Here is a 13,441-nt window from a genome sequence, read left to right on the forward strand (position 1 = left end):
CCTGGCTCCCCGGCTCCCACGGGGTCCGCGCCGACCGGCGCCCCGGGCGGTACGTCGTCGTCCCCGTCACCCCCGCCGCGGGCGGCATACCCGGGATACCCGTCGTCGGCCCACGCGGTCGCGGCGCCGTACTCGTCGTCGTCCGTCACCGGCCACGCGGGATCCCCGACGCGGTCGCCCGCTTCGGCCCCGTCCTCCGCCTCGGCCTTCGGCCGGAGTGCCCGGCCGATGGCCGAGGCCGTGGCGAACCGCAACGCCTCCGCCGGTACCGCCGGCGTCGGCTGTGTCCGTTCCGATGCGGTGGCGTCGTCGACGTCCGGTCCGGACAGTCCCACCGACAGCCCCGCCCGGTCCGGAACCCCGGTGCCCGGGGACCCGTCGACGTCACCGTCCGCGTCCGGATCCCCGTCGATGTCGGACCGTCCGGGCCAACCGGGGTCCGGGTGCTCGGCACCGGCCGCTTCCCCGTCCCCGGGCGGCGTCCGGAGAACGGATCCGGCCCCGGTGTCCTCCGTGGTGCCGCCGCCGGGTCCGTCCCCGTCCGGGACCGCGGCGAGGACGGGGTCGGTGCTCCTCGGTGGCCCCAGCTCCACCGGGGTGAGGCGGACCTGCTGGGCCTGCGCCCGCTGCGGACGTCCGAGGGCGGTCTCCGGATCGAACTCCACCAGCTCGGCGGGCACCACCACCGTCGCCGTCAGTCCGCGCAGGTCGGCGGCCGCCAGGCGCACACCGATCCGGTGCCGCCGTGCCAGCCTGCCGACGACGTAGAGCCCCATCCGACGGGAGACCTCCACGTCCACCTCGGGCGGATCGGCGAGGCGCTCGTTCGCCCGGCGGATCTCGGTGTCCGGCATGCCCGCGCCCCGGTCGGTGATGTCGATGCGCCACTCGCGGTCGGCGCCGACCGAACTCACCACCGAGACCGGTTCGTGCTCCGGCGAGTAGGCGGTGGCGTTCTCGAACAGCTCCGACACGACGTGGATGAGATCCGCCGCCGCGTCCCCCGGCACCGACAGGTTCGGCGTCACCGCCACCTTGATCCGCTTGTAGTCCTCCACCTCGGACAGGGCCGCGCCGATGATCTCGTCCGCGGGTACCGACCCCGGCAGCGGCCGTCCGGCGTCCTCCCCGGCGAGCACCAGCAGGTTCTCGCTGTTGCGCCGCATCCGCGTCGCCAGATGGTCGAGTTCGAACAGCCCGCCGAGGATGTCCGGGTCCTGCTCGTGCTCCTCCATCCGGTCGAGCACCCCGAGTTGCCGTTCCACCAGGTCCTGACTCCGGCGGGAGAGGTTGACGAACATCGAGTTCACGTTCTCCCGCAGCATCGCCTGTTCCCCGGCGAGCCGCACCGCCTCGCCGTGCACCGCGTCGAACGCCCGGGCCACCTCGCCCAGTTCCTCGCGGGTGTGCACGGGGACCGGGTCGACGGCCCGGGTGGCCGTGTCCTCGGGTCTCGGGTGCTCCTCGGTCAGGATGTCCTCGACCGCGGCGGGCAGCCGGTTCTCCGCCACGTCCAGCGCGCTGGCCCGCAGGGCGCGGACCGGACGCACCAGCGACCGGGTGATGACCACCGCCAGCACGGCGGCGACGAGCAGCGCGCCGAGGACGATCCCCGCGTCCAACGCGGCCGAACGCCGGGCGTCGGCGGCCAGCGCGTCGGAACGCCGCTGGATCTGCGCCAGCATCGCCTCCTGGACCTGGTCGGCCAGGTTGACGGTGTAGGTGGCCGAGGTGTCCCACTCCCGCGCGGACAGGTTCTCGAACCCGGCGTCCGTCCCGGCCTGGGTGAGCACCGACTCCACGATGCCGTTGCCGAGGTCCACCACCAGGCCGATCACGGTGTCGGTGTACATCCGCTGCTGCCGCGGGGTGGCCAGGGCCAGGAAGTCACCGCGGGCGGCGTCCAGCTCCGCCTCCGCCGCGAGGAGGGCGCGTTCCCGGTCCTCGGGCAGCCGTCCCCGGGCCAGTGCCTCGGCGACGATCGCCCGCTTGACCGACATCTGGTCCTTGACCCGCGCGAGGGCGTTCGCCGCGAGCCTGCTGCGCGCCAGATCGCCGTCGGCGACCCGGGACACGGCCCGGTCGCCGACATCCAGCACGCCCGAGATCATCTCGCTGTACGCACGCAGCACGGCCTCGGCGGGCATGTCGGTGTTGCGCCCCGCGTAGCGCAGTCCCGTCAGCTGGTCCAGACGTTGCGTGATCCGCCGGAAGGCGTCGACCGCGGCGGCGGACAATCCGTGCCGCGACGCGGTGAGCGTCCGGTCGAACGCACCGATGGCGGCGTCGACGCGGTCCTGCTGGGCCAACAGCCGTTCCCTCGGCCCCTGCCTGCCCTCGGCGACGTGGCGCACGGTGAGATCCCGTTCGCGCTGGAGCTGGTGCACCACATCGGCGACGGTGCTGTCCACACGGACCCGCTCGGCGGCCTCGGCGAAGCCCGCCGCCCGGTCCAGGTCCGCCTTCGCCCGCAGCCCCACGAGCACCAGCACCGCCACGGAGGGGATGAGCAGCATCGCGAGCAGCTTGGTGCGCAGACGCCAGTTGCGTAACCGCCACCGGCCGCCGACACGGCCCGTACCTGCCGCGGCACCCCGGCCGGGGCGTTCGCTGCGACGGGTCACCTGGGCTTCCTTTGTTTCGTATCGCAGTCCGCAGACATCCTCCGAAAACCGATGGAGGGTAGCGCGACGCACCCGCCATCCACGAGGACGCTCGCGGCTGGAGAAGGGTTGTCGGTGATGGTATTGCTTCGGTCGGCATAAGCTCCACACCGTTGGCGAAAATCGCCTGTGACGTTGGAGGCGACCGGTGCGAACCCGTGGGCGTCCGCTGCCCCTGCTCGCCGCGACCCTGTTGTTGACCGCCTGCTCAGTGGTGTCGGATCCGGATCCGCCGGACCGGGCGACACCGGAGAAGGAGACGGTCCGTCTCGGGGTCGGCAACGTGATCGAGACGGCACCCGTGCGAATCGCCGTGCAGAACGGCGTGTTCCGCCGGGCCGGGCTGGATGTGGAACTGGTCGAACAACCGAGCGGAAAGGCGACCGTGGAATCGTTGGCGAACGGGGAACTCGACCTCGCCTTCGCCCGGAACGTTCCGCTGTTCCGTGCCGCGGCCCGCGGTGTGCCGCTCCGGGTGCAGGGTGAGGCCTACGTGGCCGGGGCCGACTCGATGGCACTGGTCACCCTGCCGGACTCGGGGCCGACCGAACCCACCGACCTGGCGTGGCCGAGCATCGCGGTCGACGGTCCGGAGAGTCTCGGGACACTGACCACCCGGTCGGTGCTCGACACCGCCGGACTCGCCCCGGAGACGATCACGTTCGTGCCCACGCCCGCCCCACAGCGGGTCGAGGCCCTCCGCCGCCGGGAGGTCGACGTGGCGTGGATGGTCGAGCCCTACATCACCCTCGCCCAGAAGGACCACGGGGCGCGGCTGCTGGCCGATTCGGCGCGGGGAGCCACCGAGGCGTTCCCGATGTCGTCCTACGCGACCACCCGGGAGTTCGCCGACGAGCACCCGCGCACCGTGGCGGCGTTCCGGCGGGCACTGGCCGAGGCCCAGCGGCTGGCGACCGACGAGACCCGGGTCCGGGAGGCACTGCCCGACCTGACCGACGTCGACGAGGTCACGGCCGCACTGGTGTCGCTCGGCAACTATCCGCAGGTCGCCAACGCCGTGCGGCTGCAGCGGGTCGCCGACCTCATGCAGGGGGCCGGCCTGCTTCAGGAGCGGCTCGATGTGCGGGCCCTGGTTGCCGAACCGGAACTCTCCGGACGGGAGCACGTATAAAGGAGGGCGTGACTGATGGCCCCCTGATCGTCCAGTCGGACAAGACGGTGCTGCTCGAGGTCGACCACGACCGCGCCGAGGACGCCCGGACCGCGATCGCGCCGTTCGCCGAACTGGAGCGCGCCCCCGAGCACGTGCACACCTACCGGGTGACCCCGCTCGCGTTGTGGAACGCGCGCGCGGCGGGCCACGACGCCGAACAGGTGGTGGACGCGCTCACCACGTACTCACGGTTCCCGGTGCCGCAGCCGCTGCTGATCGACATCGTCGACACGATGGGCCGGTTCGGCCGGCTCCAGCTGCAGCACGACCCGGCACACGGACTGGTCATGGTCGCCACCGACCGCGCGGTGCTGGAGGAGGTGCTGCGCAGCAAGAAGATCGCCCCGATGCTGGGCACCCGGCTCGACCCGGACACGGTGGCGGTACACCCGTCCGAACGGGGGCGGCTCAAGCAGGCGCTGGTCAAGGTCGGGTGGCCGGCCGAGGACCTCGCCGGGTACGTGGACGGCGAGGCACACCCGATGTCGCTGTCCGAGGACGGCTGGGCCCTGCGCGACTACCAGCGCCGGGCCACCGAGACGTTCTGGGCGGGCGGCTCCGGGGTGGTCGTCCTGCCGTGCGGTGCGGGCAAGACCCTGGTCGGCGCGGCGGCGATGGCCAAGGCGGAGGCGACCACGCTGATCCTGGTGACCAACACGGTCGCGGGCAGGCAGTGGAAGCGGGAACTGCTGGCCCGGACGTCGCTGACCGAGGACGAGATCGGCGAGTACTCGGGCGAGAAGAAGGAGATCCGCCCGATCACGATCGCCACCTACCAGGTGATCACGCGCAAGAGCAAGGGCGAGTACAAGCACCTGGAGCTGTTCGACTCCCGCGACTGGGGCCTGGTGATCTACGACGAGGTGCACCTGCTGCCCGCCCCGGTGTTCCGGATGACCGCGGACCTGCAGTCCCGGCGCAGGCTGGGCCTGACGGCCACCCTGGTGCGCGAGGACGGCCGGGAGGGGGACGTGTTCTCCCTGATCGGGCCGAAGCGCTACGACATCCCCTGGCGGGACATCGAGCAGCAGGGCTGGATCGCCCCCGCCGAGTGCACCGAGGTCCGGGTGACCCTGACCGACAACGAGCGCATCGCCTACGCCACCGCCGAGTCCGAGGAGCGCTACCGGCTGGCGTCGACGGCACACACCAAGTCGGGGGTCATCCGGTCGATCGTCGACAAGCACGCCGGTGAGCCGACCCTGGTGATCGGCGCGTACCTGGACCAGCTGGAGGAGCTCGGGCAGGCGCTGGACGCGCCGGTGATCCAGGGTTCGACGAGGAACAAGGAACGCGAGGCGCTGTTCGAGCGGTTCCGGTCCGGCGAGATCGACAAGCTGGTCGTGTCGAAGGTCGCCAACTTCTCCATCGACCTCCCGGAGGCCTCGGTGGCGATCCAGGTGTCCGGCACCTTCGGCTCCCGGCAGGAGGAAGCGCAACGCCTGGGCAGGCTGTTGCGCCCGAAGGGCGACGGCAGGCAGGCCCACTTCTACTCGGTGGTCGCCCGCGACACGGTGGACACCGACTACGCCGCCCACCGCCAGCGCTTCCTGGCCGAACAGGGCTACGCCTACCGCATCGTCGACGCCGACGACCTCCTCCGCCCCCTGTAACCCGCCCGGGTGGTTGCCGTGAGGGTCCCCTTCCCTGCGTGGGATGCCGTGAAGGCCCCCTTCCCTGCGTCAGATGCAGCGAAGGAGTCCTTCACGGCACAACGGTGAGTGACCGGCGCGGACGACCGGGCGGGCGCGGAGAGGTGGGATGCGGTGTGGCGGGTGCCGGCGGCGGGGCGTCCGGACGCGGACGTCGGGCGGACGTGCGGATCGGGACGTCGGGCTGGATCTACCCGGCGTGGCGGGGCGTGTTCTACCCGGAAGGGTTGGCGCAGCGGCGCGAGCTGGAGTACCTCTCCCGGCGGGTGAACACCGTGGAGATCAACGGCTCGTTCTACTCCCTCCAGCGTCCGGAACGGTACCGCCGTTGGCACGACGAGACGCCCGACGACTTCCTGTTCGCCGTCAAGGGCGGGCGCTACATCACCCACATGAAACGCCTGCGCGACGTCGACGCCGCACTGGCCAACTTCTTCGCCTCCGGGGTCCTCGCACTCGGCGACAAGCTCGGCCCGGTGCTGTGGCAACTGCCCCCGCGGATGACCTTCGACCCGGACCGGCTGGCGGCGTTTCTGGCCCTGTTGCCCCGCACCACGACCGAGGCGGCCGAACTGGGCCGCCATCACGACGACAAGCTCCCCGCGGAGCCCTACCTGACCGTGTCCACCGAGCGACCCCTGCGCCACGCGCTGGAGGTGCGCCACCCGAGTTTCGACGACCCGCGTTGCTCCGCCCTGCTGCGCGAACACGACGTCGCACTGGTCACCGCGGACACCTCGGGCACCTGGCCGTTCCTCGAGGAGGTCACGGCCGGGTTCGTCTACGTCCGGCTGCACGGGGAGACGGAGCTCTACACAAGCGGCTACACCGACACGGCCCTGCGGCGGTGGGCCCGGCGGATCGGACGCTGGCACGCCGACGGGCTCGACGTCTTCGTCTACTTCGACAACGACGTCAAAGTGAAGGCGCCCGAGGACGCGCGGGCACTCGCCGACCTGGTCGGGGTGCCCGGCACGTCCCCGGGCGGTGGGCCGGATCGACCCTGACGGAGCGGGTCAGGCGCTGGTGGCCTGCCTGCTGTGTTCGCCCTCGGCGATCTCCTCGACGAGCTTGTCGCAGAACGCGGGCAGGTCGTCGGGGTTGCGGCTGGAGACCAGGCCGCCGTCGGTCACGACCTCCTCGTCGACCCACTCGGCCCCCGCGTTGCGCAGGTCGGTCTGCAGGCTCGGGTACGACGTCATACGCCGTCCGCGCACGACATCGGCCTCGATCAGCGTCCACGGGCCGTGGCAGATCACGGCGACGGGCTTGCGCTTCGAGAAGAACTCGCGGACGAAGTTCACCACGTTCGGGTCCGTCCGCAGCAGGTCCGGATTCGCCACGCCACCCGGGAGGACGAGCCCGTCGTAGTCGTCCACCGAGGCGTCGGTGACCACCTTGTCGACGGGGAACGTGTCCCCCTTGTCGAGGTGGTTGAACGCCTGGATCTCGCCCGCCTTCATCGAGATCAGCTCGGGGGTGCCGCCCGCGTCCTTCACCGCCTGCCACGGCTGGGTGAGCTCCACCTGCTCCGTCCCCTCCGGTGCCGCCACGAACGCGACCCGGCGATTGGTCAGTGTGTCCGCCACACTCATCACTCCTTCCACACGGAACCGTTCGAGGTGATACCCGTCCGGACGAGGAGTCGAAACGACCGCACCGGGACAGCCGCTCGTGGCCACTCACGGGCACAGGGTGGCGACTCGCGGACATAGAGCGTCAACTCGCGGATGTGGAACGTCAACTCGCGGGTACGGGGTGGCGACTCGCGGACGTGGGGTGGCGACTCGCGGGCGTGAAAAGGCCCGGCCCCGTGGTGGGGCCGGGCCTTTTCAGGGCTCAGGGCAGGATCACATCATGCCTTCCATGCCGCCCATGCCGCCGGTGGGGTCGGCGCCACCGCCGCCGCCACCGTTCTTCTCCGGCTTGTCGGCGACCACGGCCTCCGTGGTCAGGAACAGGCCGGCGATGGACGCGGCGTTCTGCAGCGCGGACCGGGTCACCTTGGCGGGGTCGATGACGCCCGCGTTGATGAGGTCCTCGTACTCGCCGGTCGCGGCGTTGAGGCCCTGGCCCTGCGGCAGGCCCTTGACCTTCTCCACCACGACGCCGCCCTCGAGACCGCTGTTGACGGCGATCTGCTTGAGCGGGCCCTCGACGGCGACCTTGACGATGTTCGCGCCGGTGGCCTCGTCACCGGACAGCGAGAGGCTGTCGAAGGCGGCCTTGGACGCCTGGAGCAGGGAGACGCCGCCACCGGCGACGATGCCCTCCTCGACGGCGGCCTTGGCGTTGCGCACCGCGTCCTCGATGCGGTGCTTGCGCTCCTTCAGCTCGACCTCGGTCGCGGCGCCGGCCTTGATGACCGCGACGCCGCCGGCCAGCTTGGCCAGCCGCTCCTGCAGCTTCTCGCGGTCGTAGTCGGAGTCGCTGTTCTCGATCTCGGCGCGGATCTGGTTGACCCGGCCCTGGATCTGGTCCGCGTCGCCCGCGCCCTCGACGATGGTGGTCTCGTCCTTGGTCACGACGACCTTGCGGGCCTGACCCAGCAGCGAGATGTCGGCGTTCTCCAGCTTGAGGCCGACGTCCTCGCTGATGACCTGGCCACCGGTCAGGATGGCCATGTCCTGCAGCATCGCCTTCCGGCGGTCACCGAAGCCCGGGGCCTTGACGGCGACGGACTTGAAGGTGCCGCGGATCTTGTTGACGACCAGGGTGGCCAGGGCCTCGCCCTCGACGTCCTCGGCGATGATCAGCAGCGGCTTGTTGGTCTGCATGACCTTCTCGAGGACCTGCAGCATGTCCTTCACGTTCGAGATCTTCGATCCGAACAGCAGGATGTACGGGTCCTCCAGGACGGCCTCCTGGCGCTCCGCGTCGGTGGCGAAGTAGCCGGAGACGTAGCCCTTGTCGAAGCGCATGCCTTCGGTGAGCTCCAGCTCGAGACCGAAGGTGTTCGACTCCTCGACGGTGACGACGCCTTCCTTGCCCACCTTGTCGAGGGCCTCGGCGATCAGGTCACCGATGGTGCGGTCGGCCGCGGAGATCGACGCCGTGGCGGCGATCTGCTCCTTGGTCTCGACCTCGTTGGCCATCTTGTGCAGCTGCTCGGTGACAGCCTCGACGGCCTGCTCGATGCCGCGCTTCAGCGCGATCGGGTCGGCGCCGGCGGCGACGTTGCGCAGGCCTTCCTTGACCAGGGCCTGCGCGAGCACGGTGGCGGTGGTGGTGCCGTCACCGGCGACGTCGTCGGTCTTCTTGGCAACTTCCTTGACGAGTTCCGCGCCGATCTTCTCCCAGGCGTCCTCGAGCTCGATCTCCTTCGCGATCGAGACGCCGTCGTTGGTGATCGTGGGCGCGCCCCACTTCTTCTCGAGCACGACGTTGCGGCCACGGGGGCCGAGCGTCACCTTCACGGCCTCCGCGAGGGTGTTCAAGCCGCGCTCGAGTCCGCGGCGGGCGTCCTCGTCGAACGCAATCTGTTTGGCCATTGCGGTGGGTCCTCCGGTAGTCAGGACACGTCCTCGGCCAGGCTCGGTGCCCGCGACGGACGACCAGTCCACTCGTGGTGGACGTGGCCTCACCGTCCCGACCTTCAGGCGGTGGTCGGCGACCTCCGCCTGGCACTCGACGGTGCCGAGTGCCAATACCGTGTTTAGCACTCTCGCGAGGCGAGTGCAAGCGCGGGGTCGGTCCCCGGCGGCACACCGCGCGGACACCACACCGACGGATGACCACGCGACGTACCTCACGAAACCCCGACGCCTCTCGCGTTCCGGCGATCAGTTTCTTAAGTTAGGCTCACCTTTCCTTCATCGCCGACGACTGCCACGGGAGTACAGATGCCTCACGGGAGACCACTCGGACGCCGGTGGGCGGCGCTCGCCCTCGGCCTGCTCGCCACCGTGACCACGGCCTGCGGCACCGGATCCGCCGACGACGCCGCGGGCGAACCGGGCGACGGGGTCACCGTCCGCCACGCGCAGGGCACCGAGACCCTGGACGGCACCCCGGAGCGGGTCGTCGTGTTCGACCTCGGTGTGCTGGAAACGCTGGACACCCTCGACGTGGACGTCGTGGGGGTGCCCGAGGTGGCCGCCATGCCCGAGCACCTGAGCTCCTACACCTCCGACGAGTACACCACCGTCGGCAGCCTGAAGGAGCCGGACTACGAACAGGTCAACGCACTGGAGCCCGACCTGGTGATCGTCGCGGGCCGCTCCGCACCGGCCTACGGGGAGCTGTCCGAGATCGCCCCGACGATCGACATGACCGTGGACACCGGCGACTTCCTGAACAGCGCCACCGAGCGGGTGCGGGCCCTCGGCACCCTGTTCGGCAAGGAGGAGCGGGTCACCGACCGGCTCGACGCGCTGCGGGAGTCCGCCGCCGAGGTGCGCGGGTCCGTCCCGGACGGGAAGACCGGCCTGGTCGTGCTCACCACCGGCGGCAAGATGAGCGCCTACGGGCCGGGCTCCCGCTTCGGCCTCGTGTACGACGACCTCGGCGTCGCCCCGGCCGTGCCGGACCTGTCCGCCGACGTGCACGGGGACGCGATCTCGGCGGAGTTCCTCGCCGAGGCCGACCCCGACCTCCTCTACGTCGTCGACCGGGACTCGGCCATCGGGGAGAACGGGGAGGCCGCGCGCGAACTGCTGGACAACGCCCTGGTCAACGGGACCACCGCCGCCCGCAACGACGACATCGTGTACCTCGACCCGGCCACCTGGTACCTGACCTCCACCGGACTCGTCTCGCTGGAGTCCATGGTCGGGACCGTCGGGGACAGCCTGGCGTGAGACGCACCCGCACCACCCGGACGGAACCGGCGGGCGGGGCCTCCTCGGTGACCGTCCGCCCGGCGCACCTGGTCGTCGCCACGATCGGACTGGTCGTGGCGGCGACCGGATCGCTGTTCGTCGGCGTGACGGAGCTGACCCCGGCGGGCCTGCTGCGCGGGGACGACGACCAACTCATGGTGCTGTGGGAGTCGCGGCTGCCGCGACTGCTCGCCGTGCTGCTGGCGGGTTCGGCGCTCAGCGTGGCCGGGCTGATCATGATGAGCCTGACCCGGAACCGCTTCGTGACCCCGTCCACCGCGGGCACCGCCGAATCCGCCGCGCTCGGCGTGCTGGTGGCCACGGTGTTCTTCGGCGCGGAGTCGGTCGGCGTGAAGATGCTCGTCGCCACGGCGTTCGCCCTGGCGGGCACGTACGTGTTCGTGCTGATCCTGCGTCGGTTGACCTTCGCCGACATCATCGTGGTGCCCCTGGTGGGCATCATGTTCGGCGGTGTCCTCGGCGCCGTCACGACCTTCTTCGCCTACCGCGCCGACCTGCTCCAGACCGTCACGGCCTGGACCAGCGGCGAGTTCTCCGGCGTGCTCCAGGGGCGCTACGAGCTGTTGTGGATCACCGGGGGGCTCACCGTGCTCGGCTACCTCTACGCGGACAGGTTCACCCTCGCCGGACTCGGCCGGGACTTCGCCGTGAACCTCGGGGTGCGCTACGACCGGGTGGTCACGATCGGTCTGGTGCTGGTCTCGGCGATGACCGCGGTGATCGTGGTGACGGTGGGCAACATCCCGTTCCTCGGACTGGTCGTCCCGAACCTGGTGACCCTGCTGCTCGGCGACAACCTGCGCCGTGTCCTGCCGGTCACCGCGCTCGGCGGCGCGTTCTTCGTGCTGGTGTGCGACGTGCTCGGACGCACCGTCCGGTATCCGTACGAGGTTCCGGTGGAGACGATCGCGGGCGTGCTGGGCGGTGGTGTCTTCCTCGTGCTCGTGCTCCGCGCCCGGAGGGGGAACGCATGACCACGACGACCGCGGCCCCGTCGACGGCGGGGGCGCACCCGACGGCGGATCCCGGACGTCCCCGCCGACGGCGGGTGACCCTGGTGCTGGGCCTGCTCGCCCTGGGCACACTCGTGGCGTTCTGCACGGTGGGGCTCACCGGGAACCTGGAGTACGCGCTCGGCCTGCGCCTGCGCAAGGCCGCGGCGATGGTGGTCGTCGGGGTGGCCATCGCCTATTCGAGCGTGCTGTTCCAGACGGTGACCCACAACCGCATCCTCACTCCGGGGATCATGGGGTTCGACGCCCTGTACATGCTCATCCAGACCCTGATCGTGTTCTTCGCCGGGGCGATGACGCTGACCGGGGCGGATCCCCGACTGCTGTTCGTCGTCCAGGCGGGCGCGATGATCGCCTTCGCGCTCGCGCTGCACCGGTGGCTGTTCGACCGGCACAGCCGCGATCTCTACGTGCTCGTGCTGGTCGGGGTCATCTTCGGCACGCTGTTCGCCAGCATGTCCTCGCTGGCCGCCCGTCTGATCAACCCGAACGACTTCGTCACCCTGCAGGACAGCTTCTTCGCCGGCTTCAACTCGGTCGACGACCAGCTGTTGTGGGCCTCGGCGGTGCTGCTGGCCGCGCTCGGCGGGGTGGGTGTCCGGTTGTTCCCCCGGCTCGACGTCGTCGCCCTCGGCCGGGACACCGCCGTCGGGCTGGGTGTGGACCACCGCCGGGTGGTGCACCGCAGCCTGATGCTGGTCGCGGTGCTGGTGTCGGTCTCCACCGCGCTCGTCGGGCCGATCACATTCCTCGGTGTGCTGGTGGCCAACCTCGCCCGGCAGCTGACCGGCACGTTCCGGCACGCGACGGTGGTCCCGGCCGCGGCCGCCGTCTCGGTCATCACCCTCGCAGGCGGGCAGTTGCTGCTGGAGCAGGTGTTCGACATGGACACCGTGCTGAGTGTGATCATCAATTTCGTGGGCGGTATCTACTTCATCGCCCTGCTCGTCCGGGAGTCCACACGATGATCGAGATCAGTCATGTCACGAAGCGGTACGGGTCGACCACCGTCGTCGACGACGTGTCGTTGGAGATCCCACCCGGCGGTGTCACCTCCGTCATCGGGGCCAACGGCGCAGGCAAGTCGACCCTGCTGTCGATGGTGAGCAGGCTGCTGGAGGCGGACAGCGGCCGGATCACCGTCGACGGCCTCGACGTCACCACCACCGACAGCGGCACGCTGGCGCGGACACTGGCGGTGCTGCGCCAGGAGAACCACGTGGCGGTGCGACTGACCGTGCGCGATCTGGTCGCGTTCGGACGGTTCCCGCACTCCGGTGGACGACTGTCCGAGGCGGACCATCGCGCGGTCGACGAGGCGATCGACTACTTCGAACTGGCCGCCTTCGCCGATCGCCCGCTCGACCGGCTCTCCGGCGGTCAGCGCCAGCGCGCCCACGTGGCGATGGTGCTGTGCCAGGGCACCGACTACGTGCTGCTCGACGAACCGTTGAACAACCTCGACATGCGGCATTCCGTGCACATCATGCGCAGGCTCCGCACGATGGCCGACGAGCTGGGCAAAACGGTCGTCATGGTGGTCCACGACATCAACTTCGCCGCCCGCTACTCCGACCGCATCGTGGCGATGCGCGACGGCGCCCTCGTCGCGCACGGCCCCGTGGACACGATGCTGACCCCCGGGGTGCTGCGCGACGTCTACGATCTGGACATCCCGGTGCACGAGCTCCACGCCGGGCCGATCGCCGACTTCTACGGCTGAGCCCCCCGGCCGCGTCCCCCGACGCCGCCGGGGGCGCAGGCCCAGTTGTCCGCCGGGCTCTGGCTGTCCGCCGGGCTCAGTTGTCCGGGCGGATCGGGATCGACTCGGGCGGGAGGCCGTCGGCGCCGGTGCCGCCCACCTCGGAGGTCCCGTCGGGCCGCTCGTCCCCCGGCCCGATCGGGATCTCCGGAGCGGGCGAGTTGCCCGCCGTGGCCGGCGCGGTTCCACCGCCACCGTCGTCCTCGCCGAGCACGACCACCAGCGTGACGATCCCGGCCGCCAGCACGATCAGCGCCGCGAGCGCCCACACGATCCACGACGCGGTCCGCCGCGACGGGGACTCACCGGACCCACGAGGGGGCCCGCCGTACGCGG

At 70.8% G+C, this 13,441-nt stretch carries 10 protein-coding genes and 1 pseudogene; 7 read left to right on the plus strand and 4 right to left on the minus strand.

The genetic code is table 11. From position 1 onward, the window contains the following. Positions 1 to 2,624 (minus strand): nitrate- and nitrite sensing domain-containing protein (locus ACTIR_RS22225; protein WP_084789355.1); only part of this gene is annotated, 2,624 nt, incomplete at its 3' end. 187 nt (positions 2,625 to 2,811) lie between these two features. Here ACTIR_RS22225 and ACTIR_RS0107465 point away from each other — a divergent pair. The 3 genes from ACTIR_RS0107465 (at position 2,812) to ACTIR_RS0107475 (ending at position 6,496) form a co-directional block, all read left to right on the plus strand. Beyond that, positions 2,812 to 3,795, plus strand: a complete 984-nt coding sequence (locus ACTIR_RS0107465; protein ID WP_026453792.1) for an ABC transporter substrate-binding protein — start codon at positions 2,812 to 2,814, stop codon at positions 3,793 to 3,795. Between the two features lie 8 nt (positions 3,796 to 3,803). After that, positions 3,804 to 5,450 carry a DNA repair helicase XPB gene (locus ACTIR_RS0107470; RefSeq protein WP_026453793.1) on the plus strand — a complete coding sequence of 549 codons (1,647 nt, stop codon included), beginning with the start codon at positions 3,804 to 3,806 and terminating at the stop codon, positions 5,448 to 5,450. Between the two features lie 155 nt (positions 5,451 to 5,605). Beyond that, a complete protein-coding gene (locus tag ACTIR_RS0107475; protein WP_084789356.1) occupies positions 5,606 to 6,496 on the plus strand; it encodes a DUF72 domain-containing protein in 891 nt (296 codons plus the stop codon). A 9-nt stretch (positions 6,497 to 6,505) separates the two neighbouring features. On the opposite strand, the gene ACTIR_RS0107480 is transcribed toward ACTIR_RS0107475, so the two are convergent. Both ACTIR_RS0107480 and groL read right to left on the minus strand, forming a co-directional pair. Beyond that, positions 6,506 to 7,084, minus strand: a complete 579-nt coding sequence (locus ACTIR_RS0107480) for a type 1 glutamine amidotransferase domain-containing protein (protein ID WP_026453795.1) — start codon at positions 7,082 to 7,084, stop codon at positions 6,506 to 6,508. A gap of 255 nt (positions 7,085 to 7,339) precedes the next feature. Continuing rightward, the gene (gene groL / locus ACTIR_RS0107485; RefSeq protein WP_026453796.1) at positions 7,340 to 8,980 is read right to left on the minus strand and encodes a chaperonin GroEL; all 1,641 of its coding nucleotides are present in this window, start codon (positions 8,978 to 8,980) and stop codon (positions 7,340 to 7,342) included. Positions 8,981 to 9,331: 351 nt separating this feature from the next. On the opposite strand from groL, the gene ACTIR_RS0107490 reads away from it, so the two are divergent. Genes ACTIR_RS0107490 through ACTIR_RS0107505 form a run of 4 tightly spaced genes read left to right on the plus strand, consistent with a single transcriptional unit; the run spans position 9,332 to position 13,066 of the window. Then, positions 9,332 to 10,288 carry a siderophore ABC transporter substrate-binding protein gene (locus ACTIR_RS0107490; RefSeq protein ID WP_026453797.1) on the plus strand — a complete coding sequence of 319 codons (957 nt, stop codon included), beginning with the start codon at positions 9,332 to 9,334 and terminating at the stop codon, positions 10,286 to 10,288. A 47-nt stretch (positions 10,289 to 10,335) separates the two neighbouring features. Beyond that, the gene (locus tag ACTIR_RS0107495) at positions 10,336 to 11,304 is read left to right on the plus strand and encodes an ABC transporter permease (protein WP_026453798.1); all 969 of its coding nucleotides are present in this window, start codon (positions 10,336 to 10,338) and stop codon (positions 11,302 to 11,304) included. After that, entirely contained in the window at positions 11,301 to 12,311 is a 1,011-nt protein-coding gene (locus tag ACTIR_RS0107500; protein WP_084789357.1) for an iron chelate uptake ABC transporter family permease subunit, read from the plus strand. Before ACTIR_RS0107495 ends, ACTIR_RS0107500 begins: the two co-directional genes overlap by 4 nt. Continuing rightward, on the plus strand, positions 12,308 to 13,066 hold the full coding sequence (locus ACTIR_RS0107505; protein WP_026453800.1) for an iron ABC transporter ATP-binding protein: 759 nt from the start codon (positions 12,308 to 12,310) through the stop codon (positions 13,064 to 13,066). Before ACTIR_RS0107500 ends, ACTIR_RS0107505 begins: the two co-directional genes overlap by 4 nt. A gap of 76 nt (positions 13,067 to 13,142) precedes the next feature. Here the strand turns inward: ACTIR_RS0107505 and ACTIR_RS22230 are convergent. Beyond that, positions 13,143 to 13,441 (minus strand): annotated as a pseudogene (locus ACTIR_RS22230) (serine/threonine protein kinase); the annotation flags it as partial.

Origin of the sequence: Saccharomonospora iraqiensis subsp. iraqiensis, assembly GCF_000430445.1 — a bacterium.
In the GTDB taxonomy this organism is placed as follows: Bacteria; Actinomycetota; Actinomycetes; order Mycobacteriales; family Pseudonocardiaceae; genus Saccharomonospora; species Saccharomonospora iraqiensis.